The sequence below is a fragment of the Halomicronema sp. CCY15110 genome (genome assembly GCF_016888165.1).
GTDB lineage: Bacteria > Cyanobacteriota > Cyanobacteriia > Phormidesmidales > Phormidesmidaceae > Halomicronema.
In genome coordinates, this window is the sequence record NZ_JACSWC010000152.1 from 1 (window position 1) to 24,019 (window position 24,019).

At 53.1% G+C, this 24,019-nt stretch carries 14 protein-coding genes, 1 tRNA gene and 1 pseudogene; 7 read left to right on the forward strand and 9 right to left on the reverse strand.

Going from position 1 to position 24,019, the window contains the following annotated elements:
- Positions 1-133: 133 nt before the first annotated feature.
- Together hetR and JUK32_RS03150 are read right to left on the reverse strand one after the other, a co-directional pair.
- The gene (hetR, locus tag JUK32_RS03145) at positions 134-1,087 is read right to left on the reverse strand and encodes a heterocyst differentiation control protein (protein ID WP_309224474.1); all 954 of its coding nucleotides are present in this window, start codon (positions 1,085-1,087) and stop codon (positions 134-136) included.
- Between the two features lie 179 nt (positions 1,088-1,266).
- The gene (locus tag JUK32_RS03150) at positions 1,267-3,741 is read right to left on the reverse strand and encodes a S9 family peptidase (RefSeq protein ID WP_204137399.1); all 2,475 of its coding nucleotides are present in this window, start codon (positions 3,739-3,741) and stop codon (positions 1,267-1,269) included.
- A gap of 430 nt (positions 3,742-4,171) precedes the next feature.
- On the opposite strand from JUK32_RS03150, the gene JUK32_RS03155 reads away from it, so the two are divergent.
- Together JUK32_RS03155 and JUK32_RS03160 are read left to right on the forward strand one after the other, a co-directional pair.
- Entirely contained in the window at positions 4,172-8,698 is a 4,527-nt protein-coding gene (locus JUK32_RS03155; protein ID WP_204137400.1) for an EAL domain-containing protein, read from the forward strand.
- 15 nt (positions 8,699-8,713) lie between these two features.
- Positions 8,714-9,073, forward strand: coding sequence for a c-type cytochrome (locus JUK32_RS03160; protein ID WP_239112282.1), 360 nt, complete (start codon positions 8,714-8,716; stop codon positions 9,071-9,073).
- Positions 9,074-9,294: 221 nt separating this feature from the next.
- On the opposite strand, the gene JUK32_RS03165 is transcribed toward JUK32_RS03160, so the two are convergent.
- From JUK32_RS03165 to hetZ, 3 genes are all read right to left on the reverse strand, one after another.
- Positions 9,295-9,762 carry an SH3 domain-containing protein gene (locus JUK32_RS03165; RefSeq protein WP_204137401.1) on the reverse strand — a complete coding sequence of 156 codons (468 nt, stop codon included), beginning with the start codon at positions 9,760-9,762 and terminating at the stop codon, positions 9,295-9,297.
- Positions 9,763-9,979: 217 nt separating this feature from the next.
- Complete coding sequence (locus JUK32_RS03170) at positions 9,980-10,753, reverse strand: hypothetical protein (RefSeq protein WP_204137402.1); 774 nt, start codon at positions 10,751-10,753, stop codon at positions 9,980-9,982.
- 348 nt (positions 10,754-11,101) lie between these two features.
- Positions 11,102-12,211, reverse strand: coding sequence for a heterocyst differentiation protein HetZ (gene hetZ / locus JUK32_RS03175; protein WP_204137403.1), 1,110 nt, complete (start codon positions 12,209-12,211; stop codon positions 11,102-11,104).
- Between the two features lie 353 nt (positions 12,212-12,564).
- Here hetZ and JUK32_RS03180 point away from each other — a divergent pair, with 353 nt between their 5' ends.
- From JUK32_RS03180 to JUK32_RS03190, 3 genes are all read left to right on the forward strand, one after another.
- The gene (locus JUK32_RS03180) at positions 12,565-13,041 is read left to right on the forward strand and encodes a hypothetical protein (RefSeq protein ID WP_204137404.1); all 477 of its coding nucleotides are present in this window, start codon (positions 12,565-12,567) and stop codon (positions 13,039-13,041) included.
- Between the two features lie 271 nt (positions 13,042-13,312).
- Positions 13,313-13,384 (forward strand) — tRNA-Val (locus JUK32_RS03185).
- A 180-nt stretch (positions 13,385-13,564) separates the two neighbouring features.
- On the forward strand, positions 13,565-14,728 hold the full coding sequence (locus JUK32_RS03190; RefSeq protein ID WP_204137405.1) for a tyrosine-type recombinase/integrase: 1,164 nt from the start codon (positions 13,565-13,567) through the stop codon (positions 14,726-14,728).
- Between the two features lie 153 nt (positions 14,729-14,881).
- On the opposite strand, the gene JUK32_RS03195 is transcribed toward JUK32_RS03190, so the two are convergent.
- The 4 genes from JUK32_RS03195 to JUK32_RS03210 form a co-directional block, all read right to left on the reverse strand.
- A complete protein-coding gene (locus JUK32_RS03195) occupies positions 14,882-15,253 on the reverse strand; it encodes a hypothetical protein (protein WP_204137406.1) in 372 nt (123 codons plus the stop codon).
- A 76-nt stretch (positions 15,254-15,329) separates the two neighbouring features.
- Positions 15,330-17,366, reverse strand: a complete 2,037-nt coding sequence (locus JUK32_RS03200) for a transposase family protein (RefSeq protein WP_204137407.1) — start codon at positions 17,364-17,366, stop codon at positions 15,330-15,332.
- 155 nt (positions 17,367-17,521) lie between these two features.
- Positions 17,522-18,379: a DNA N-6-adenine-methyltransferase gene (locus JUK32_RS03205; RefSeq protein WP_204137408.1), complete on the reverse strand. Its 858-nt coding sequence runs from the start codon at positions 18,377-18,379 to the stop codon at positions 17,522-17,524.
- Positions 18,380-18,466: 87 nt separating this feature from the next.
- Positions 18,467-18,823, reverse strand: coding sequence for a hypothetical protein (locus JUK32_RS03210; RefSeq protein WP_239112283.1), 357 nt, complete (start codon positions 18,821-18,823; stop codon positions 18,467-18,469).
- A gap of 609 nt (positions 18,824-19,432) precedes the next feature.
- On the opposite strand from JUK32_RS03210, the pseudogene drmD reads away from it, so the two are divergent.
- Positions 19,433-22,594 (forward strand): annotated as a pseudogene (gene drmD, locus JUK32_RS03220) (DISARM system SNF2-like helicase DrmD).
- 42 nt (positions 22,595-22,636) lie between these two features.
- Positions 22,637-23,956 carry a UvrD-helicase domain-containing protein gene (locus JUK32_RS03225; protein WP_204137411.1) on the forward strand — a complete coding sequence of 440 codons (1,320 nt, stop codon included), beginning with the start codon at positions 22,637-22,639 and terminating at the stop codon, positions 23,954-23,956.
- Positions 23,957-24,019: the final 63 nt, after the last annotated feature.

The following is a 24,019-nucleotide window of genomic DNA, read 5'->3' on the forward strand; positions in this document are numbered from 1 at the left end:
CACTAGCTCCGTCTTCCTCTCGGGCTGAGTGACAGCAATTATTAAGCGGTATTGAAAACACCTTTAGAGGGCTGGTCCCAGGAGGTAACGAAACCGAGTTAATGAAGTTGGCTTCGATGAGTCGTGGTCAAGTTTAGGCCTCGCCAGGATCGCGGGTACCGGCAGCGAGTTGCAAAATCATCGGGTGACCGCCCTCATGGTGATATTTATCAGCCCAGGCTTTGAGCATAGCGTCGAGTTCCGCGAGGGCTTGTTCTCGCTGCTCTGGGGCGACATCAAATACTTCTAGGCCCCGCAGCACATCAGGCTGTTCGACAACCCAATCTTGCATGAGCTTCCCAAAGCGAGCCAGGTCATCAATCATGGTGAAGACCCGTTCCCGTTGACCTTTGGGAGCGTAGTGGGTGCGAGTCAGCGCAAAAATGGGGATCGATAAAAAGGGGATATCCACCTGGGTGACGGTGCCAGAATGCAGCAGCCGAAACTTAATGTGCTCAGTAAGCGCCTCACTCAGCGGCATCTGACGACCCGGGGGATATTCCACTTGCGACTTTTCGTGCAGTAGCTTGATGAGATCTAAGAACTCCAGCAGGTCTAAAAACCGGGCTGAGGGCAAATCCGCAGGCAATTGAGCATATAAGGTTTCATGCTCTTTGGCGCTGAGATGGTGATTATTCAGGCGGCATTGCCCTGCTGCCCAGGGATATTTTTCTTGCCAGAGAAAGGGAAGCCCAATGAGGTAGTAGGGCTCTTGATCACTGAGGCTCGTGAGGGATTTGCCAGCGGCTTTGAGGGCTTCGACCTCTTTGATGATCGCCCGCACCCGCTTCGGTTCAACATGATGCAAAAAGCTGGTTTTGCGAATGTTGTTGCCCTGTTCTAAATAGGACGAGTAAATGGCCAACTTGGCAGCGGTATTGGCGGCTTCGAGAAACGAGCCATAGCGATGCCCGCCTAGCTTCATCACGCTGATGGCTAGGTAAAACAAGATGCGGTCAGCCGAACTCACTTTTAGATCGGCAATGATTTTGTGATCGTCTCCACCAGGTGGAGACACTTCCTGAGCAGACGTTGCGGCTTCTGTCACACTCCTGCACTCATATCAAAAAAGGGAACGGTTCGCTAGCAGTGGCATCCTGTGGTTTAGTCAGGTGAGTTGCGAGGCGCAAACTTCCAGCGCTGATTCGCCTGACTGTCTAACCTGTGAGGCATTGTAGTTCGACATGCCGACATGTTTCCAGCCTGTACGGAATATTACGCGGTCAATCAGGGCGCGATCGCCTCGGGTTGACCCGTTTGATCCGGAGTAGTTTGGGGGCGATCGCCCAGTTTGAGATACGTCGCCAACCACCGATCCATCTCCCACAGCACATGGCCGACCGCTTCTCGCGATTGGTAGCCGTGTCCCTCTAAGGGCAACTCGACCCAGCGGACGGTGCCTCCTAGCCCTTTCATCGCGCCATACAGCCGTTCACTCTGAATCGGATAGGTACCCGCATTTTCGTCATTGGCCCCGTGAATTAAGAGCAGCGGTTCATTAATCTTTGCCGCATGGGTAAAGGGCGACATGTTCAAATACGTGTCGATCGCGTTCCAGAAGGTGCGCTGCTCGCCCTGAAAGCCAAAGGGCGTCAGGCTGCGGTTGTAGGCCCCGCTATTGGCAATCCCGGCTTGGAATAAATCAGTATGGGCCAGCAGGTTAGCGGCAGTAAACGCCCCGTAGGAATGGCCGCCGATCGCGAGTTGATCGCGCTGGCTGATGCCTTGTTCGACCAGGTAATTCACTATCGCTTCAGCGCTTTGCGTCAGTTGTTGCACGTAGGTGTCATTCGGCTCGGCGTCGCCTTCGCCAATGATCGGCATGGTTGGCCCCATCACCACCACATAGCCCTGGGTCAACAAAAAGCGGGGATCATAGGCATAGGGACGGCGAAACGCATTTTCCGCCGTAGTGACCTGTGAGGCCGCATCCCGGCTTTTGAACTCTTCGGGATAAGCCCAGAGGAGGGTCGGCAGTGGGCCATCCACCGCCGGATCGTGTCCCGGTGGCAGGTACACCGTCGCCGACAGCAGCACCCCATCGGCCCGTTCATAGCGGATTACCTGCGGCACCAAGTCGCGATACCAGGGGCGGGGATCGGCAAAGTCGGTCAGCGCGGTTGTCTGCCCGGTGACCAAATCGTGCCGCCAGTAATTGGGGGTTTCCGCCGTTGATTCGCGATGGGTAATGATTTGGGTGGCTTGGTCATTCAGCAACGCCACGACGGATTCGTAATAGGGGTCAGCGGCTTGCCACAGGCGCGTTTTTTCCTGGGTGGCGAGATGCCAGCGATCCAAAAAGGGATACACGCCTGCGGACGAGGCCCCGCGCCCCCGCAGATAGAGACTCTGTTGGTCAGGTGATAGCCGCAGCACCCGGCGCTGGAAAGGGCCAGGGGTGGTCAGCGGTTGGCCGGGATCGTTGTAGCGGTCTTGATAATCGCGGTCATCCAAGAGCACTGGCGCTTGCTCTGGGGCCGCAGGATGGAGCTGCCAAACTCGGACACGACGGCTGTCATACCAGGCTTCGATGCCGAGGGCTAAGGTATCGTTGCCCCAGAGTATGTCGTTGTAGCGGAGACGGGTTTGCCACAACAGTTCAGGCTCCTGCTGAAATGGGGCGGGGAGTTGAAAGACGGCATCGCGATACTCCACTTCGGCGCTGGCATCACCGCCGTCCAGAGCTTCCACCCAGTACAGGGTCGCGGGGCGATCGCTGCGCCAGCCCGTAGTGCGTCGCCCCGTCCGGACGGAATCAAAGGTGACGGGAATATCATCGGCTAGGGGCAGGTCATCGACGCGATACACTGCCTCACCGGCCTGATTCAGCACGCTAATGCGTTTGGGAAAGAGGCGAGCAGGCACCTGGTAGGAAAACGGGCGCTGCAAGGTACGCAACAGAATCCACTGGCCATCGGGCGAGGGGGCGGCTGAGGCGATGAGTTGGGGCGCGGTCAGGATCGTGCGATCGCCCTGCAAATCGACGCGCACCAGCTCCGACGTGAGGTAATGCTCAAACAGAGCTTCGTCGGCGGGCGACTCAAGCAAGTTGGTGTAGGTGCGTACCGGGGCGGTGCGACCCAGATTTTCTTCAATGCGCGGTCCTGTGGGCACTGGACTGGCGATCGGGGCTGGCCCCAGATCAGCGGGCACCATTTTGCAAAGCAGTCCCGCATCGTCCGCCAGCCAGCGGCAGGGGGCACCGTAGGTGTTGTTGAGGCGGGGCTCGGTGAGTTGCCAGGCTTTGGCTGATGCCATGTCGGCGACCCACAGCGCCACGCCGCTGGACTGATCGAGAGTAAAGGCCAGCAAATTGCCGGTGGGTGACCAGCTAAAGTTGCGGATGCCCTCGGACTGCGGCAAGGCGATCGCGGTTTGCGCTCCCGTGGCCAGCGTTTGGACGGTTAAGCCCACAAATCCATAGGCTTGGGCAGGAGCCCTCAAGGTTGGGTTGAGCTGCAATCCCGCCAACGCTAGCCGGGGTTGGGCCAACTCAGCCAGCGGCGTCAAAGCAGGGCGATGCAGACGGGCGAGCCATTGCTGATTGGGGGAAATGATCACGCCGGGATACCAAGGTGTATCCAACATGGCGGCGATGGGCTTGGGGGGGTGTTGCCAGGTGGCTTGGGCCATTACAGGAACGAGAAGAACACTAATGAAGCCGACGACAATGCCTAATATGCGGCGAAATGACTTTTTCATCAGCAAGACATTCGGCAGTAATCGGCGACTTTGTTGTTATCCTGCCACGTTTGAGTTGTAAAAGTCTGGTCGAGAGAAAAACCTCAGCGATTCTCAGTTTGCATTCAGCCCTGAGGGCAAATTCTCCCCGAGGGCGATCGCATCAGGTGAAAAGAGAACCGCTGCGCGAGGCTCACCAGCGGGGACGGTCGACCCCGAACCATAACGAAGCAAACGGGCGTTGGTTTGGGCATGTTAGTCATAGAAATCTCTGTTAGATAGAATTGGAGCAATCGGGGGAGCTGTCGTCAGCAGCGACGTTCGCGGCGATCGCTCCCGGTCATTTCAACAGCAAACATCGATCCAGTTGCAGGGCGTCGATCCTCTGACATCTGGTTTCAACATGTGTTGCCCTCTCATTGGTATTTGCTGTTCTTTTCTGAATCTTTAGATGGCTCATTCCTCCCGCGCAACATCACCTCTGCCGTCACCAAACAACTTTCTGGCCATCAATCCAGAAGCCTTGACCCTGTTACAACTGATTTCAGTTGAGGTTAGTAAAGCCACGGATTTCGAATCGGCGTTGACTTGCTTGTTAGAGCTGGTTTGTAGCCATACGGAGTGGGTTTATGGGGAGGTGTGGTTGCCCTCAGGCCCCACATCGCTGCGGCATAGTGGGGTCTGGTTTGCATCACATCAGAAATACCATGTCTTCAGCCAAGCGAGTACGGCGTGGACGTTTGGGCCGGGGGTAGGTCTGCCAGGGCGCGTTTATCACTCGGGACAGACGGAGTGGATCGCTGATGTTTCGGATACTTCGTTGCACTTGTTTCAACGGCGCGAGGCGGCGGCGGCATGTGGCTTGAGGGCGGCGGTGGGTGTTCCCGTCACGCTGGACGATGACACCCTCATGGTGCTGGTGTTTTTGATGAGTGAGGCGCGGGACTGCGATCGCCTCCAGATTCATTTAGTCGAAGCGGTTGCCGCCCATTTGGGAGCCATCTTGCGGCTCAAGCGCACCGAAGCGGAACTATTGACCCACCAGCAATACCTGCAGCGGTTGATGAATACCTTGCCGGGAATCGTGTTTACCGCCAAAGGGCCACCGGATTGGACGATGCGATCGCTGAGCGACGGTTGTCTACGCCTCACCGGCTATCACCACGCCGACCTCACCACCGACGCCGGGCAGATCACCTACAACGACATCACCCATCCCGACGACCTGCCTCGGGTCCTGGAAACCATCCAGCAGGCGCTTTCGGCTGAGCAATTTTACGAGGTCGAATATCGTCTCCTCACCCGCAACGGCGACATCAAGTGGGTTTGGGAGAAAGGGCAGGGCACCTTTGACAGTCAGGGGCACCCGATTGGCTTAGAGGGGTTCATCATCGATATTTCTACCCTGAAGCAAACCGAAGCGGCTTTGCGTGAGAGTGAAACGCGCTACCGCATGCTGGCCGAGCGCTCCCTTGACCTCATTTCACAACACGACCTGAACGGCACCATTCAGTACCTCTCTTCCGGCTGTCGTAATTTGCTGGGATATGCCGCTGCGGACCTGGTGGGTCAGTCCCCGATCTGGCTGGTGCATCCGCAGGATCATCGGCGGGTCAGGCGTTACTACCGCCAGTTTTTATGCCGCCAAACCGTGCAGCCTCTGCGGTTTCGGATGCGGCATTGCAATGGCTCCTATCGCTGGTTTGAAACGATTAGCTGCATGGTGGATCAGCCCAGCTGTCATGAGGCGGCACAGGTTATCGCCGTATCTCGTGACGTGACGCAAACCGTTGAGGCTGAAGCGGCTCTGATCAACCGAGAAAAGTTGCTCAATTTGGTGCTCGATAGCATTCCGCAAAGATTGTTTTGGAAAGACCAAAATTGTGTCTATCTGGGCTGCAACCAGGCTTTTGCCGAGAGTTTGGGGCTGGCTACCCCGGCGGATGTCATTGGCAACACAGATTTTGAGCTACCCCCTTACTCATCCCAAGAGGCCCAAGCCTTTCAGCAACAAGATCGTCAGGTAATGGCGAGTAATTGGCCCGAGCTGAATGTCTTGGAACAGCAGACACGGAACACCACAACCCGCTGGATCAATGTCAGCAAATTTCCCATCCACAATGCTGAGCAGCAGGTTGTGGGGGTGTTGGGCAGTTTAGAAGATGTGAGCGATCGCATCGAGTTTCAGCAAAGTCTCAACCGTCGCGAACAATATTTAACCGCCCTCGTCGAGTTACAGCGACAGCTACTCGATTTAGACGACACTTGGAACCATGAGCGGTTTGAGGCCACCCTAGAACCGTTGGCCACCGCCACCGGGGCGAATCGCTGCATCCTTTATATCGTCGATGACCACGACCTGCGCCGTTTACTGCAAACGGCGCAGTGGACGGATGCCAAGACGCCCTCCACATTTGGCGATCCCCAAGTGGCCGTGTTTGATCGAGATGGAGCCTTGGCTAGCTGGGCTGCTGAATTGGAACAGGGCGATTGCATCAATCAGACGGTGGATGAATTTCCGGCCGCTATGCGTGCGGTGTTAGGGGTTGCCCCGTCGAATGTGCAATCGATTTTGTTGCTGCCGTTGATGATACAGGGTCGCTTCAATGGCTTCGTTGGGTTTAGTAATTGCCAAGTGGCCCGCAAGTGGTCGCCGTCAGAGGTGACGTTGCTGCGGGTCGCGGCGAACGCGATCGCGGTGGCGATGGAGCGCCTACAAGCGGAGCAGTCCCGGCAACAGGCCGAAAGCAAATATCGCAGCATTTTTGAAAACGCTGTTGAAGGCATTTTTCAAACCACGACGGATGGTCACTACACTACGGTCAACCCGATGTTGGCCAAGATCTACGGCTATGACTCTCCCACCGACTTGATCACGAGTCTGACCGACATTGAAACCGAGCTCTATGTGGATGCTCAACAGCGGCACACCTTTGTCGAGCACATGGTCAGTGACGGCGCGGTGATTGGCTATGAGTCGGCAGTGTACAAAAAAGACGGCAGCATTATCTGGATTTCGGAATCAGCCCGCACGATTTGTGACGCCCGAGGACAGATCATTGGGTTTGAGGGCACCGTCGAAGACATCACCCAGCGCAAGCAGGCGGAAATTGAACTGCATCGGCGAGATCGCCTGCTGCAGGGCGTGGCGCAAGCTAGCCAACAACTGCTCACCAATTTCAACTTAGAAGAATCGATCGATAAAATGCTGGCCACCCTGGGACAGGCCGCCGCTGCCGATCGCGTCTACATTTACGAAAATCATGCCCATCCGGTGTCGGGAGAGCCCTGCATGAGCATGCGCTATGAATGGACGCAGGGAAATATTGCCCCCAGCATTGGTCAACCCCACTGGCAAAACCAACGCTATAGCGAGCATGGACTCATTCGCTGGTATCGCGCCTTTCAGGCGGGGCAAGCCATTCGGGGGCAGGTCAGCACGTTGCCCGCCCCAGAGCAAGCCTTGCTGGGACGGGATGCGATCGCCTCAATTTTGATGGTGCCGATTTTTATCGATCAAGACCTATGGGGCTACATCGGTTTCGACGCTTGCCATCCTGATCGTGACTGGAGCCCGAGTGAAGAATCGATACTGGTGACGATCGCCGCCAGTATCGGCGGAGCCTTGAAGCGCCAGCACACGGAAGCCCAGATGCGGTATCAGGCATTTCATGATCCCCTCACGGGCTTGCCTAATCGCACCGCCTTTAACCAAGAACTGCCGCTCATCATTGCCACCGCCCGCCGTCGCCAAACCATGGCCGCCGTCATGTTTTTAGACCTCGATCGGTTCAAAAATATCAATGACACCCTCGGCCATGCGATCGGCGATCAACTCCTGGTGCAGGCCACCCAACGATTAAGCGACGGTCTGCGTCACGAAGATTTACTGGCCCGCTGGGGCGGCGACGAATTCACGCTAATTTTGCCGAGCATTGACAGTCTGGACGAAGCCAGTCGAGTCGCAGAGCGTCTGGCCCAAAACCTCAAACCCCCCTTTCTGATTGAGCAGCACGAACTTTACGTGACCGGCAGTATCGGGATCGCGGTCTTTCCGCAAGATGGCGACAGCGTCACCACCCTCTTGCAAAACGCCGATGCCGCCATGTACGCGGCCAAAGCCGACGGTCGTAATACCCATCGCTTCTACACATCGATCCTGAGTTCCCACGCCTCGCAGCAGCTCCTCCTCGAAAAACACTTACACCAAGCGCTACAGCGCGAAGAGTTTCGTCTCTGTTTTCAACCCCAGATCGATGTTGGCCAGGGTCGCATTTGCCGGATTGAGGCGTTGCTCCGCTGGCACAGCCCAGAACTAGGGGATGTGATGCCGAATCAGTTTATTCCGGTCGCGGAGGAAATCGGCCTGATTGTTCCCCTCGGCGACTGGGTGCTGAAGCAAGCCTGCTGTCAGCTGAAAATCTGGCAAGAGCAAGGCTTTCCAGATCTTGAAATCGCTGTCAATTTATCGGCGCGGCAGCTCCACCATGCGACCCTGGTGCAAGACGTGGAACAGGTGCTGATGGCCTTTGACCTCGCCCCGCAGTCGCTGGAGCTAGAGGTGACTGAAACGGCGGCCTTATCGAACTTGGAGGTTTCCATCGCGACGCTGAAACAACTGCGTCAATTGGGGATCCGTTTGGTGATGGATGACTTTGGCACAGGCTATTCGTCGCTCAATTATTTGAAGATGCTGCCGTTTCACGGGTTGAAAATCGATCGATCTTTCGTCAAGGATATTCCCGACGATGCGCAAGATATGGCGATGCTGAAGGCGGTGGTGGCCCTGGGACAGGCTCTGCAATTGGGGCTGGTGGCCGAAGGCGTCGAAACCGCCGCCCAAGCTGATTACCTGAGTAGCTTAGGCTGTCAACAGATGCAGGGCTATTGGTTTAGTCGTCCCTTGAGCAGTCGGGCGATGACAACGTTTTTACATCGGCACTGGCCTCATTACAATACAGACAGTCAACTGGCGTAACGAAGTGGAATCATGATGGTGCGATCGCGGTCCCGACTCGGACTCTGGCTACTCAGTCTGCTGTGTAGTTGGCTGCTATGGATGCCCTTAGCCACGGCTACGCCTGTCGAAAATGTGGCGGAGGTCTCGGCCCCCGCGCTGTTTGAAGCTAATTGTGCAGGCTGTCACGTCGGTGGGGGCAACATTGTGCGACGCCGCAAAACGCTGAAGCAGCGAGCTTTGCAACGCAACGGGGTGGACTCGGTTGCCGCGATCGCTGACCTGATCACGAATGGCAAAGGGGCCATGTCGGCATATCGCGATCGCCTCACCACTGCCGAAATTGATCAACTGGCCGAATACGTTTGGCAACAAGCTCAAAATAACTGGCCGTAACCACCAGCCCAGCCCAGAACAGGGCCTCATTTTAAGCAAAGCTAATTCCATTTTGCGAGCGTTCTTCAAGGCTCAGAAAGCTTGGAGTTTGGGCGTTCTATAAACCTCGCCCGGCAATTTTCCATTTTTGTCATATCCCCGACGCGGAACTGACGCCGTGCCCCATGCCCCCGGCGACTCATTCACGACCGTCACCAGGGTGTGATGGCCCAACCCATTCCTTATGGGGGCGGCTCATTCACGGCTTCGGTGTTGCCTGCTTTGACCCAGCCCTCTTGCCCGGTTGCCTGTACGCGAACTCTGAGCCAGCTGTCCGAGTCATCGGTTTCTAGCACAATGACTTGATCCTGATAATCAACTCCGGCAAGTTGGGGATTCTCTGCCCCGGGGCCAGAGCGCACCACCAAACCAATCGGCTGCACGACCACGGCCAAATAGGCGTCAGGCGGCAGCTCCTCAGCGGGGGCGACCACTGGGGGCGTCTCGACAGGGGCGGGCGGTGCCTCAGGCTGGGCATTAGCCGCTTCGACCTGGAGCGCGACATCATTTTCATACACTGGTTTGGGCGGCAAAACTGAAAGCTTGGCCATAAAGTAACGGGCGGTGGCAACGCCTGCCAAAGACATCAAAATGAAGGCCAAAAAGACCCCCAACGTCAATTTTGTTATGCCCAGAAATAATGCTTTCATGATGCGTTTTGGCAATCCACGCCATAGGTGTATCCCAGCTCACCCAAAAGGTCAAGAGCGATCGCGCTCATGCCCCATGATCGAGCCCTAGTAAGGCCATCTTGGCAAGTTTTCTGCACCACCATTCGCCAACCCTTTTGATCCCTCAATGATGATAAAACCGACCCCTCGTAGACGACAGGTCGGTGGATAAAGTTAACAGTTGGCACCAACTTCGTTAAGCCGGACTGCTCCAGCGAATCGCAAAGGTGAGGGGGGCGGTTTCGGTGCCGCTGAAATGGACCTCGACCGGATAAGTGGTATCGGCGATCGGTTCCGATAGCGTCAAATTCAGGACACCAGGACTCGTTTGGGAGACAGTTTGCCCCAAGGTCGGCATTGTCATTTGACTGGCACAAGGCATTTCCACCGCTAACCTAATTTGGTGCGGCGTCCCCATTTCATACTGGGCGGTGATGGCGACGGCTCCCTCGGAGGTTTGCCAGTGGCGCTGCTGCATCGGCTGCTGAGGGGTCAACGCCAGGGTCAACGTCGCCAAAATGTCTTTGGCCGCCAACATGGTTAAGGTGACTTGCTGCTGCGGATTAGCGCCATCATACCCGTCTGGGAAAGCGGCTTGCAGGGCGGTCAGGTCACGGGTAGCGGTGCTACTCCGCGCGGTTGCATTCGCCAGCACCAGCCCCGCAATTTGATCCATCGCCTGCGGCTGGTCGGGAAACAAATTTTCGACTGCTTTTACGAGTTGCACTCCGGGCTGCAGCGACTCCGTAATGAGCTCTTGGCAGCGGTTTAACAACCCTGTCAATATGTCATCGGGCAAGGGGGTGGGCAGAGAGAGCGATCGCAACTGCACTAACCACGGATAGGTGTTAGCTTCAGACAGCTCTACAGGGTAGTCCACCACCCGGGACTCCCAAGGAAACCGAGGTGGATTTTGACTAATTTCAATCTGGAGACGGCGTTTTAACACAGTCTGAAAATGATCTTGCACGGAAGGTAACTCTCCAAGTTCAGAAATCGGGGGAACTTCAGGTGATGAAAATTGATTAGAGGCGAGCGAAGCATCCCCTACCGCTGGATCAGAGGCACTAGCCGATGCCATCTCCGCAGCCGTTGGTGAGTTGGGGGCCAACCCAGGCTGCGCAGCGGTGTCAGTTCTCTCATCAACCTGCCCTGATGGCGAAGCATCTAGTCGGCTAAAGTGTTCTAAGAGCCCAATTAGAAAGCTTCGAATCGTATCTGCGTCACTTTTCATTACTGGTAGACTCCCTTCCGGACAATTCAAATCAAAGCTGACAAATCAAAACTGAGCTAACAAGTTCAAATCAAGACTGACAAGTTAAAGGTTACGGATTTCCCAAGCTTGTTCCAAGAGTTTGGTCCACTGTTTTTGCAACTGCGTTGGGGTGATGCCTAATTTCTGAGCAATTACCGCATCGGTCAACCCATCTTGCTTGAGCTGTAGCAACTTGACTTGAGTGGCGCTGATGGCTTGCTGCAAGGCTTCCCATTGCTGGGGAGCTAACCCTAAATTGCGCTCTAGGTCGGCCTCCAGCCATTCGTGGACGATATCCCAATGGTGCGACAACGCAAAGCGTACCAAATGATACTTAAAGCGCTGCTGCAAATAATCACGCTGTCGCGGCGTTAACTGCAACATCGACTCAATTTCAGTCGTGGGTAAATCCAGCAGCCGTAGCGCGAAATAATCCGCACAATCTTCTTGGTTGCGTTCCTTGAGATAGGTGAGCAAGGCTTCAATGACGCGATTTCGCAAGACTTCTTCGGGCAGGCTATCTTGCTGGGCTACCAGTTTTTCACGCAAGCGTTTGGTGGGCAGGCTATCCCGGACTTCATCGGTGTCGTGACTGCCGCCTTCTGCCGCTTTTTCGATATCTAGGGTGGCTTCGGGGGGCTGCTGTTTGGCAAAGGTTTGCGCCCGCAAAATGATCAGTTGCTGGCTGCGCCGACCCGGCAGCGGAATGCGGCGTTTACCATAGCGTTCGGTAAAGGCCATGTACTCGGCGAGTTCTAACAGGGTGCGAGGTTGGTAATCCGGTGCCGTTTCATTTTCTCGCCGGAAGGCATTGAGCGATTCTAGATAAAAATTTTGCAGAAAGTCTTCGATCAAATTGAGCCGAGCTTGATAACTGGCCTGGGCGTGGGGCAGAGAGATGTATCGGTAGACGATCGCACTTAGGGTACTGTGGAGCTCTACCCGGCCTTTGATCGAGCCCAGGCGGTAATACTTAAGACACTGGTTGAATCGGTGCATCGCGAGGTTATGTGCCCACGTGTCAACCTCGCCAGAATCTTGAATGCGCTGGCTTTGGGTACAGATCCGCTGTACCTCATTGGTTAAACGCTTAGCGATCGTCCGACTATTGTTGTCAGATGCCCGTGTGGCTTGCTTAAGCTCTTGGTGAATTTTTTCTAAAAGTACTTCCACGCTTCGGAAGAACTACCCCGATGCAGATGATCCCTCAAACATTAACACAGGAGCTTTGGGATGGGGCAATGGTAGGTTACCCCTTGCCACAGGCTGATTCTGTGCGCTGCTGATGTGCCATTTCGACACGGGTGGTAGTTGGCTAATGGTAATGATTCTGTTCCAGACTGCCCGAAAACTTACGTAAAATCACTATCTACCCATCAGCTACCGGGGAAAGGCTCACACAAGGAGCAGAGTGTAATAGCATGAATGGGCGCTGACATTGGGATAGCGGTGATATCGCCCCAGACCATTAAGTTAGTTTGCGTCATGCTTAGCATGACACTGCTTGATTTTTAATCCTTGCGTGTATGGAAGACTTACAAAAGCAAATTCAAACACTGGTGCAAAATGCGCCGAATGATGGGGTGACTGGGCCGACGCTGGAGGCGATCGCGCCTGTGCTGCTCACCTTTGCCGAACGCCTCAAGCACCGACAGTACTACATCCTGCAAAACCTGAGTAAGAGCTGGGTGATGACGACCTTGAGCAACCGATTAGAACCGAATGTGCGCAAAAACGTGCTCTATGGTTTTGCCACCCTCAAAGATGCGGCATCGGATCCTAATACGGCCAAGAATCCCCAGATCATGGCGATTCCGACGCCCGTAACCCACATCCTGTTTCAGATGTTGGCGCTCAAAAGTTTAGACAGCATGGTCTTTTTTGACACGCCGGGTAATTTACGCCAGGGCACGGAGATCCATAAACAAGAATTTCAAGCAAAGGTGCAGGCCCACTTGCAAGCCGCACAAGGCATGTCCGACCCTAATGCCAATATTGGTTAGCGTTAGTCTTAATCTAAATGGCTGGGGCAAGGGAGGTAATGGGTGGGGCGATCGCGTCACTTCTTTCTGTTGCCAAGCAATTTACATGTTGAATTTTCTGGCATTTTTGCGCTGATAATCGCATCCATAAAGCATGTGTTAGGCGCGAAAAACGACACTTTAAGCCTTGCCAGTGCGGCCACTGCAAGAGTCGTTCTCAGCCTGAAAACGACTCTTGCTTGCCAAGGCATCGAGCAAAAGATGGTCTAACGTGCTATCTTCATAAAATCAAGGGCGATTAGCACAGTGGTAGCGCGCTTCCTTCACACGGAAGAGGTCACTGGTTCGAACCCAGTATCGCCCATCGTTCTGAAAACGTACACACAGCAAGCTCTGAAAGGTCTACAACACTTTCAGAGCTTGCTTTTTGAGTGTGTCTACTTCTATAAGTTCTGATGAACATTGGGGCATGTTGGGTATCTTCCGGGGTAGTTTGACTATGATTTGACTATTGAATGCGAACTGATGTTTTAGTCACAGTCAGATGCAAAGCACATCTCGGAAAGCCAAGGGAACCGTCGGAATTGAGGCATATCAGGGAAGGCTGCGGTTGCGGTTGCCGAGACAGCTATTTGATGGCAAGCAGAAATATCTATCTTTGGGGTTGCCGGATACATCGACTAATCGCAAAGCAGCGGAGGCGAAAGCCAAGGTGATTGAGAGTGACATTGCCTTTGAGCGGTTCGACGCCACGTTAGTTAAGTATGGCAAGGCTAAATCTGCTCATTTGAGGGCAGTGGAAGCGCTACAAGCTCAGAGCATGAGGGTTTTGGGATTGTGGACGCAGTTTGCTGATCACAAGAAGCCCAGCCTGAAAGCAAAGACCTGTGAAAAGTATGACAATTTGACTGCCCTGTTTGAGAAGTTAGGGGATGTGACTATTGATCAACCGCTCATAGTCAAACAACGGTTGGAACAGGTGACGACCCTTTCCCGTACCAAGGATGCGCTGATGTATCTCTCAGCGGCTTGCAAGTGGGGCATGAAGCATAACTTGGTATCGGCCAACTACTTTGAGGGCATGGCAAATGAGATGCCTAAACATCGATACCAAGTTGATCCTCAACCCAATGCCTTTACTGAGGAAGAAAGGGATGCGGTGATTGATGCCTTCAAAAATGACGATCGCAGTGGGATGAATTATCGTCGCTATGCTCCCTTTGCTGAGTTTCTATTTTTCACAGGTTGCCGACCATCAGAAGCCGTTGGGTTGCAATGGCAGCATGTTTCTGATGACTGTGGAACGATTCGTTTTGAGGGGGCATTGGTGCAGATTCGTAATCGTCGGGTAAGGACTCAGGGCAGTAAGAACAATCGCACTCGCAAGATTGCGGTATCGAAACGTGTTCAACAATTACTCAAGTCCATCAAGCCTGATGCGGTTGGACCGGAAATGTTGGTCTTTCAGTCTAGTGATGGGGATTCCATCAGTTACCGGAATTTCTCAAGACGTGCATGGAAGGCCATTGCTGATCCGATCAAACCTGCTACGACTCCATATTCATGTCGGGACACCTTCATCACAACTCAATTGATCAAGGGTGTCTCCAGCAGTGTGATTGCTAAATGGTATGATACTTCAACCCAGATGATCGATAAGAACTATGCAGACAGGCTTAAGCTATCGCAACTGAGACCCAGGGATTGAGGCAATAGCTTATTGCTTCGAAATTGCTTCGAAGAGGATACCTTGCGCATTCTTAAGGAGGGTAGTAACTCGCCACGAATGATTGGTTCTAATGCCACCCACCTAAGTACACTCAGACACCAGAATTTAGTGAGTTACAGGTGAGGAGCTTATCTAGCGATCGCCATATCCCTGAAACCGTAAGTCAATTACCTGCTTGGTGATTTCGACTTCTACGAGAGTGGACAGAGCTTTGTTAACCGCTTGAATTACCTGTGGGTCGGTGCGGTCAGCCTGAGCAAACGCCTCCAAGAGAAATTCCAGGGCAGCATGGATGACTGGAGGAATGCTCTTAGCCCATTCTTTTTCCCAGATCTCCTTTTTTTTCTGGAAATAAACGGCAAATATCGAATCCTCACTCAGTCGCTTTCGCCAGTTAGCAAGGGTTCTAGACGTTACATGCCATTTATCCGCAGCTTTCTTATCTCCCATCATTTGGGCATCAATTAGGGCCATTGCAGCCCTTTCCGGATCAAACGTGCGCATAATTTCTCATACCTCGGTTTTATTTCTCAATTTGGCAGGCAAAACAGCACCGATAAATTCTGACGCGGCAGAATGCTCAAATTGATTGTCGTGCTCGGCGGTTGCCGTATTCTTCTTTCAGAATTCGTGTAAATTCCCTTGGGTCGAAATCTGGAAGGTCTAAAATCCAGTCCACTGCTTGCCGTGTAGTCATGAACTCACGGTGTAATATCAATGCCTTCATTAAGCAGGAAGCCACCGCTTCTAGGGATTTGGGTTCCGCTAGAGCAATTGATGCCTCCAACTTGATAATTACTTGGGTCAGAATCTGGCCATAGTTCAGTTCACTGACCTCTCCTTGACCTAAGGCTCCTTGGGCGATCGCGCCTGAAATGTTCTCAGCCACCTGAGTCACGGGCCTAATCGATTTGGCGATCCGCTTGACGGTGCTGATAGAGACACCGTGGCGCTCGGCAATTTCTGCTTGGGTGCCGTTTTTGGCGGCTAGATCTTTTTTGATCCGTTGCTGGACCAGTTCATCAATGGGTTTAGTCATGTCTGATCTCCTGTATGTAAGGGATTGGGCGTTTTCTTCAACTGAGCCAGCCAGTTCAGTGTTGAGCTGTTCTGGACTAAGGTTTGAAGGCTGTCTATAAGGCTCACCATCGGCCTTTGCGGCTATCACTCCCCCTGCTACAGCGGTTTTATTTGCCATCGGCAGTTTCTGTTCTTCGGAAATAGGGGGCTTTTTAGCAGCATCATTTTTAGGGTGTACCGCATTCAAATCCTTATGAGGCAGTCGGTACACCCTGGTCGCGTTGTTTTCAACTGTGGGGGGAGGAGTATTGAACTCTGATTGAGCTAAGGGGCGAACGATCGCGGCCTTGATTTCAGTTGCAGTTTTATGGGCATACAAAGTCTTTTTGCTAAAGCCTGTTCCTGTAGTTGCTTTGGCGTAGTCAATAATGTCAGCGATCGCGGGTGAGATTGAGTAATAAGCAGATCTGGTGCCAGCCTCAATTTCTGCTTGGAGTGTTGACAGTATTCGCTGCAAACGAGTGGTAGATTGCTCATGCTGATAATCGTTCCAGCTTTGCACCGGGCCTGTTTGTTGGTGATTCTTCTGGCGATACTGCCAACCGTAGGACTTGTGATAGTCCACCCCACATTTGGCCCAGCGATCGCACCAATCACCTCGTTCGATATCTTCCTTAGAGTCGGGTGATGCAAATTCGACATATCCCGGAAGGGCTTGAACAGCACCTTTCATCCACTGGGCTAGAAATGCCTCATCCCACAGATTAAGTTTCTCGATACCCCAATTGGTTAACCGTCCCAAAATATCGTTGGTTTGCCCACATCCTGTGAAAGCAAATGGAGGCACGCTATTACCTTGTTTCACTGGACTCGCTGACGATTTCAGAGATGCACTTGGGGCTTGCTTAGTACGCCAGGGAGCCCGGATAAATGTCTCAACATCATTGCCTTTGGCCGCGCACTGCCATTGCTGCACGAATATTCTGGCGCTGTTGGTTTCAGGCTGAAGAGTGATGGGATTGAGAAGATAGCTTCCGGCCTGAAGTGGCAATCGAATCCCGTTAAAGTTTTTGCTCTGACGGACATTGGGGAAAATTTCGAGTTGCCCATTCTGAATCTGAAAACCTGATTGGGTCAAATGTGAAGCCAATACTTTGGCCGCGTGGAGGCTATTGACGGGTTTCTCAAAGGGAAAGTAGACGTGAATCCCTTCTGACTGGCTGCTGCGCACAATGAGGGAACGAACTAAGCCAATATCCTCCAGGGTCTTGAGTAACCTGTCCAAGGCAGTTTCATCATGTGTGGGATGGTACTGGCTAACTTTGTCGATATCGAGCACGACATAGGATGTCAGCCACCTGAAGCGTTTGCCAATGACATAGTAAGAGTCTTGCCACCACTCGATAAATTTTGTGCGGCTGAGCTTCCATTTAGTATTGCTAGAAGTCCAGTCAACTTTGCCATTGGCAAGAATCGGGCCATGAATCGCTCCAAACAGTGGGCCATCTTGAGTGAACAGTGCTAGGAAATCTGTCTCGTCTTGGGACAATGACGGACAGGGTTTTCTTGAGGATTGGGAGATCGCGATCGCATTCATCGCTCACCTCCTTGACCCCAGGTCTGCACCAATTCCATAAGCAGTTGCGTATTCATTTTTGGAAATTGAGTAAAGAGAAGACTGAAAAGCCCTCCATCACTGGCTAGAAGCGGATAGAGGGCAAGTATGTGGAGGGGGATGAGACTGTATGGTTGCTAGGCAGGTTGGGTGATCATGCCGATCGCGGAGAACACCTGTTTGAAGCGGTCAACGTCTGGCCCCAGGTAAAAGAAGTGGTAGCCAGGAATAGGGCGTTTGCCTTCCTGACCACTGGCATCGATGAAACAGAGGCGGTGATTGGGTTCGCAGCAAGGGAACTGAGCCTTGAGTGCTTTCATGCCCTTGCTATCGCCTCGCACCAGCAGAATCGCCGCTTGAACATTGCCGGATTCATATTCGGCAATGGCTTTCAACATCCACGTCCCAGCCTTTGCTCCGTAGGGAGGGTTGAGCCACATGCAGCCAAACCAGGAGCGATTGAAGCCGTCATCTTCTTGGGTGTAAAAGGTGGTGGCTTGAATCCACTTTTGGGCGGTGGGACAGGTAGCCGGGTCGAGGTCGATCGCGCCCAGCACCGTTCTGGCCAGTTCGATATAGCGCGGTTTGGTGTACCACTCGTTGGACTTGCTCTGGGTCAAAGCTTGGAAGCTGTTGAGCTTAGGCAGTGCGAGGCCAGTGGCTTTTGCCAAGTGCTCGATTTGCTGAATTTCGACTGCTATTTGCTCCAGAGCTTGGGTGTGTTGCTGGAGCGATCGCCCCCTGGCGATGGCGGCTCTGACTTCGGCAACTTCGGCAGGGCGTAGATAGCGAGATTTTCGCCCGTTGAAGATGGGCTGGCGAGAACGGAGCCGATATTGAGGCGCAGGGCTCCCCCGTGCATTCCCCCCTGGCTTACTGCTGTCAATCCAAGCATCGAGATAGTAAAGCTGAGACTGGAGGCGATGAATTTCCGCTTGCAGTTCAGCCTGCATCGCTTTGAGCGTCTGGTATCGCTGAGTAGAACGCTGAAGCATGGTTCGCTAGGGCAGTATTGAGTTGTAAAAAATGAATTAGTTGGATGCGTGTTTAATTGAGAAGCACACGACGAAAGCCCACATGCATCAAGAACGAGCGGGTTTTCGGCCCCGTTTCTTCGGCTGGTTAGCCGGTATCGCTGCGAGGAACTGCTCGATGGTGCGCTGATGGGCCGCCGGGTGATCGCGATTAATCGCCCAATCCATTAGGAGGGGCGCGTTATAGCGGATGGTGCGGGAGTTCAGCTTGAAGTAGTGGACATTCCGAATCAGTGGCGAGTCTGGTCGGAGCCGCAGCTTTTTCAGCGTCTCGTGGCTCATTGCCAGCATGTTGGCGGCCTCGTGTTTGGTCACAAGTCGTAAGCCAGCCCCAGCTAACGCCTCGGGAGAGGCGTAGCCAGTAGCCGGAGTGGGTTGACCTGCGGGAACTTTGGTTTCCGGCATGGTGGAGTGACTCCTTTATTGAGTTGTGGAAAAGTCAAAACTGCGGGCAAGCAAAAACCCTCGTCCCGGTGGCGATCGCGTCAGCCAAACAGGAACAAGGGTTTGCGGTGATATTCAGAGTTGTGGCGTGCCCCTGTGGCGAGGCCATTTGGGTTGATGGAAGGGAGCCGGTCTCAGCACAGCCCTGGCAACGCCCATGAAAAAAGGGGACACGATGGCCCCCTTTCCTCAAAGACTATTTAATTTGCTGCCAAGCTCTGCGATTAGGCTCTAATTTCCCTAACTTAAAATACCTTAGCGAAAGTGAGAATGAGCTTCAAGGGGTAGCCTCAAAGCTGTCGTCATGGGGCTGAATGATGCGTGTGCAAAGGAATGAACGATGACCAATCTGAACACGCATCAGCAACGGATCAATGTAGAGGGAACATCTTCGGCAGCCAAGCCCTGAAAATTCTGCCGCGGCAGAATCACGATCGCTGCTGTGCCGCCTCAAATCAACAGAATGATTCATCACACTATAGAGCAATCAAACTTATCCGCCCTAAAGTCGTAGCACCGCAGGTAATGAGTGGGAATACTGAAAAACAGGAATAAGCACTTAAAGAGAAGATGACGACAGCAGAAGCGATTCGCGGGATTCCGGAGCAGGGGCAGTTGGTCGAGGTGCGGGGGCAGCGCTTCGCGGTAACGGATATTCGCATCTCTGCGTCCCCCATGAGCCCGGTATTGGGCGGCCAGGAAACCGTTCAGCATCTGGTAAGTCTGTCGTCTGTGGAAGATGACGCTCTGGGAGAAGAACTCCAAGTAGTTTGGGAGCTAGAACCGGGAGCTTCGATTTTTGAAGCGCGGGAGCTGCCTTACCCAGATGGGTTTGACGCGCCCGATCGCCTCGATGCTTTTCTCGATGCGGTGCGCTGGGGGGCAGCCTCCAGCGCTGATGTGCGCAACGTGCAGTCCCCTTTCCGCAGCGGCATTGATATTGAGGACTATCAGCTTGACCCGGTGGTGCGGGCCATTCAAATGCCTCGGGTTAACCTGCTGATTGCTGATGATGTGGGCTTAGGAAAAACCATTGAGACCGGACTGGTGGCCCAGGAGTTGATTCTGCGGCAGCGGGTGCGGCGGATTTTGGTGGTCTGCCCTTCGTCATTGTAGGTGCAGTGGCGAGACCAGATGCGAGATAAGTTTGGGCTGGATTTTCGCATTGTTAACAGCGACCTGCTGCGGCAGCTGCGGCGCAGTCGAGGACTGCATGTCAATCCCTGGACGCACTATCCGCGACTAATTACCTCCATCGACTTTCTGAAGCGCGATCGCCCCCTACGGCTGATGCGAGAGGTGCTTCCGGCAGAGGGGGAAGCCATCTATCCGCGTCGGTTTGACCTGCTGATTGTGGATGAGGCCCACAATATTGCGCCTTCGGCAGGGGGGAACTATGCCGTGGATTCTCAGCGGACAGCGGCCATTCGGCTACTGGCTCCTCATTTTGAGCACAAGCTCTTTCTGACCGCCACGCCCCACAATGGTTATTCCGAGAGCTTTACCGCCCTGCTGGAGATTCTGGACTCCCAGCGCTTTGCCCGTGGGGTAGACCCCGATCGCAAGCAGCTCCAGGTGGTCATGATTCGTCGATTGAAGCAGGAACTACCGCCGCGCTGGGACGGCAAGCCCCGGTTCCCGGTGCGTAAGCTGGAAGCGCTGACCGTGGACTATACCACTGAAGAGCAGGCGGTGAATGCAGACCTGAAACGCTACACAGAGCTGCGGTGCAGCGGTGCCAAGGATGACAAGGTGGAGCTGACTGCCACCGAATTCGTGCTGAAGCTGTTGAAGAAGCGTCTCTTCTCCTCACCACAGGCATTTCTCACCACACTCCAGCAACATGAGAAGACTTTGAAGGCGGGCAAGTCGCGATCGCAACGACAACTCTCTAAACCATCGGTTTCCATCTTGCGTCGTCAGCTGGACCAGATTGAGGAAGACTTTGCCGACGACGACATCTATGAAGAGTCCACAAATGATGTGGTGGATTCTAGCTCGCGTCTGTTCAGACCGTTGAGTGACGGGGAGCAAGCGCTGCTAAGCAAAATGCAGCAGTGGGCCGAGCAGGCATCACGCCGCCCTGATGCGAAGGCTCAGACCTTGCTGGACTGGATTGATACCCATATTCGCCCTAACGGTGAGTGGTCTGAGCAGCGGGTGATCATCTTCACGGAGTACCGCACGACCCAGAAGTGGCTGTTTGACCTACTGGGGGGACGCGGTTTGGTCCAAGATGACCGCCTGATGATTCTCTATGGGGGGATGAACTCTGACGATCGGGAACAGGTCAAAGCGGCCTTCCAGGCAGGTCCGGATATTTCCAATGTGCGGATTCTGCTGGCAACCGACGCGGCTTCTGAGGGCCTGGACTTACAGAACTACTGCTCCAACCTCATTCATTACGAAATTCCCTGGAATCCCAACCGCATGGAGCAGCGCAATGGCCGGATCGATCGCCACGGGCAGAAAGCGGATGCGGTGATGATTTACCATTTTGTTGGTAAGTCCTACGCGAAGCAAGATGCTCAGGGAGTTCGCCCTGGCGATTTAGATGGCGATCTGGAATTTTTGCTGCGGGCCGCGCTGAAGGTGAATACCATTCGCGAAGACCTGGGTAAGGTGGGTCCAGTGATTGCCGCTCAGGTGGAAGAAGCCATGCTGGGCCGACGTACTACGCTGGATACGACTCAAGCAGAGCAAGAGAGTGAGCCCATTCGACGTTTGCTGAAGTTTGAGCGTAAGGTGCGGGAGCAGATTGAGAAACTGAAGGAGCAGCTCCAAGAGACGCGCACTAATTTGCGGCTGACGCCGGACCACATTGAGTCAGTGGTGCGAGTCGGTCTAGAGGTCGCGCAGCAGCCACCATTGCAAGCCGTTGTGAATCAACCAGGCGTTTACCACTTACCCCCAATGCAGGGGAGTTGGGCGGCCTGCGGTCAGGGCTTGGCCCATCCCCACACGGGCGAAATTCGGCCTTTGGTATTTGATCCAGATCGGGCGCGCGGCCGGGATGATGTGGTGCTGGTTCACCTGAATCATCGGCTAGTGCAGATGTGTCTGCGGCTGTTGCGGGCAGAGGTTTGGGCCAGTGGGGTGAACAAATCCCTGCATCGGGTAACGGCGCGAGTGGTGGAAAGCTCGGTATTGGAGACTCCGGCGGTGGTGGCCTATGGACGGTTGCTGGTCTTGGGCGGCGATCAGCAGCGCCTCCATGAGGAAGTGATTACTGCCGGTGGGGTCTTGCGCGAGGGACGCTTTAGCCGATTCAAGAGTTTGCTAGCGATGCGGCAGGCTCTCGATGCGGTGCTGCCTGATCCGGTACCCGATCGCATGAAGCAGCAATTAGTCGATATCTGGGATAACTATGCCGACTCACTGATGCAAAGCCTGGAGGTGCGGCAGGCGGAGCGAACGGCTTCTCTGGAAAAGGCTTTACAGGAGCGCTGTGAGAAGGAGGTGGCTGATATCACCGCGATTATGAATGAGCTGCGGCAGAGCATTTTGGCGGAGTTAACGGAAGCGGAAAAACCTCAACAGCTCAGCATTTTTAGCGATACTGAGCGGGCTCAGTACGATCGCAACCGCTCCAGCCTGCAAGCTCGCTTAGACCAGATTCCTGACGAAATTGAGCAGGAAACCGCAGCGATTCGAGCGCGATTTGCCAATCCAACTGCTCGTTTATTTCCCCTGGCGATCACATTTTTAGCACCTAAGAAGCTTATCCAATAGCTCATCCAGGCTCACGTTCTGTCATTTTTTTGGTTTAGTGATATGGAATTGAATGTTGAACAAGTTAGAGAAAGGGTTCTACATCTGTCCCACACGTATGATGGAAAGGATAGTGCCTGTATTGATGAGATCAAAAACCTACTAGATCGACTACCAAAGGGTAACTACGAGTTTCTCAGAGATATATCGGATAAAGTTAAATTTCATCCTAAAATTTTCTACCTTTTTAATGTAAAGTTTCAGCTCAGAAATCTAGATAAAATCCAGCATCTGATGGGAACAGAGGAAAATCCCAATCATGAAGCCATTGATGTTTTCATAAAGATAATCAAGAACACGACTCTGGAGGAACAAGAAGAGCTACAAGATAAAGTATCTCAGTGGGTTTTGTTGTATGTGTCCAGAGAACGCGGCAAATCTGTTCATTTATTAGAAGAGAAGTTATCACAGGATTTCTTGTCTTCAGACTTGTTTTATGAGCGACATCATAGAAGGTTTATTTCAAAGCGAGAATACCGTGATCTAAAAGTCAAATTCATCCAGAACTACATCCAAAATCGAACGAATATTAAAGATAATCCCGATCTACAGCAGTCAGAAGCTATCTGTACTCTGAACAAGAATGTTCAAGTTGTGGCGAGGGCGGGCAGTGGTAAAACAACGACACTAGTGAGTCGTGCCCTGTTTCTCCAAAAACACTGTGGAGTTTCTCCAAACGACATTTTGCTTCTTGCATTTAACCGCTCTGCTAGCCAGAAAATAGAAGAAGATTTAAAGGAACAGCTTACAGATACTCTTCCGCACGTCATGACATTTCATGCGTTAGCCTACGCAATAGCAACAAAGACTGGTGAGCTTTGTTACGACAATCCGGATGGCGGGCAAGAGCAAAGTCGGTTAATACAGAAGGTAATTTACGATCACCTTCGTGATCCTCAAATATATGAACGAATTAAAAAGCTGATGATGGCTAGGTTTAAGAGGGACTGGGAAACAATAGAAAAAGGCGGGTTCAATAAAGAGCCAAAGGAATTTTTAAGGTATCGACGATCTCTACCCAAGCTTGCATTAGACGGAAGGCACTATAAGTCATTTGGTGAGAAGACAATTGCCAATTTTCTATTTGAGCATAACTTGCCATATCTCTATGAAAAAGAATATCTCTGGAATGGGAGAAGCTATAGACCTGATTTCTCGATTTTTCCAAAGGGAGAGTCGGAATCGAGAAAAATAATTTTAGAATATTTTGGTTTACAAGGGGATGTAGACTATGATTCGATATCATCAGAAAAAAGAAAATATTGGAGAAATAATCAGAGATTTCACTTTCTAGAGTTTACTCCAAGGGACTACCCCTGTTAAGGTGAACGTTTGTTCTGCTTTTCCTCTAACAGCTTTGCCGTTGAAACGTGAGGATGTTTAGGG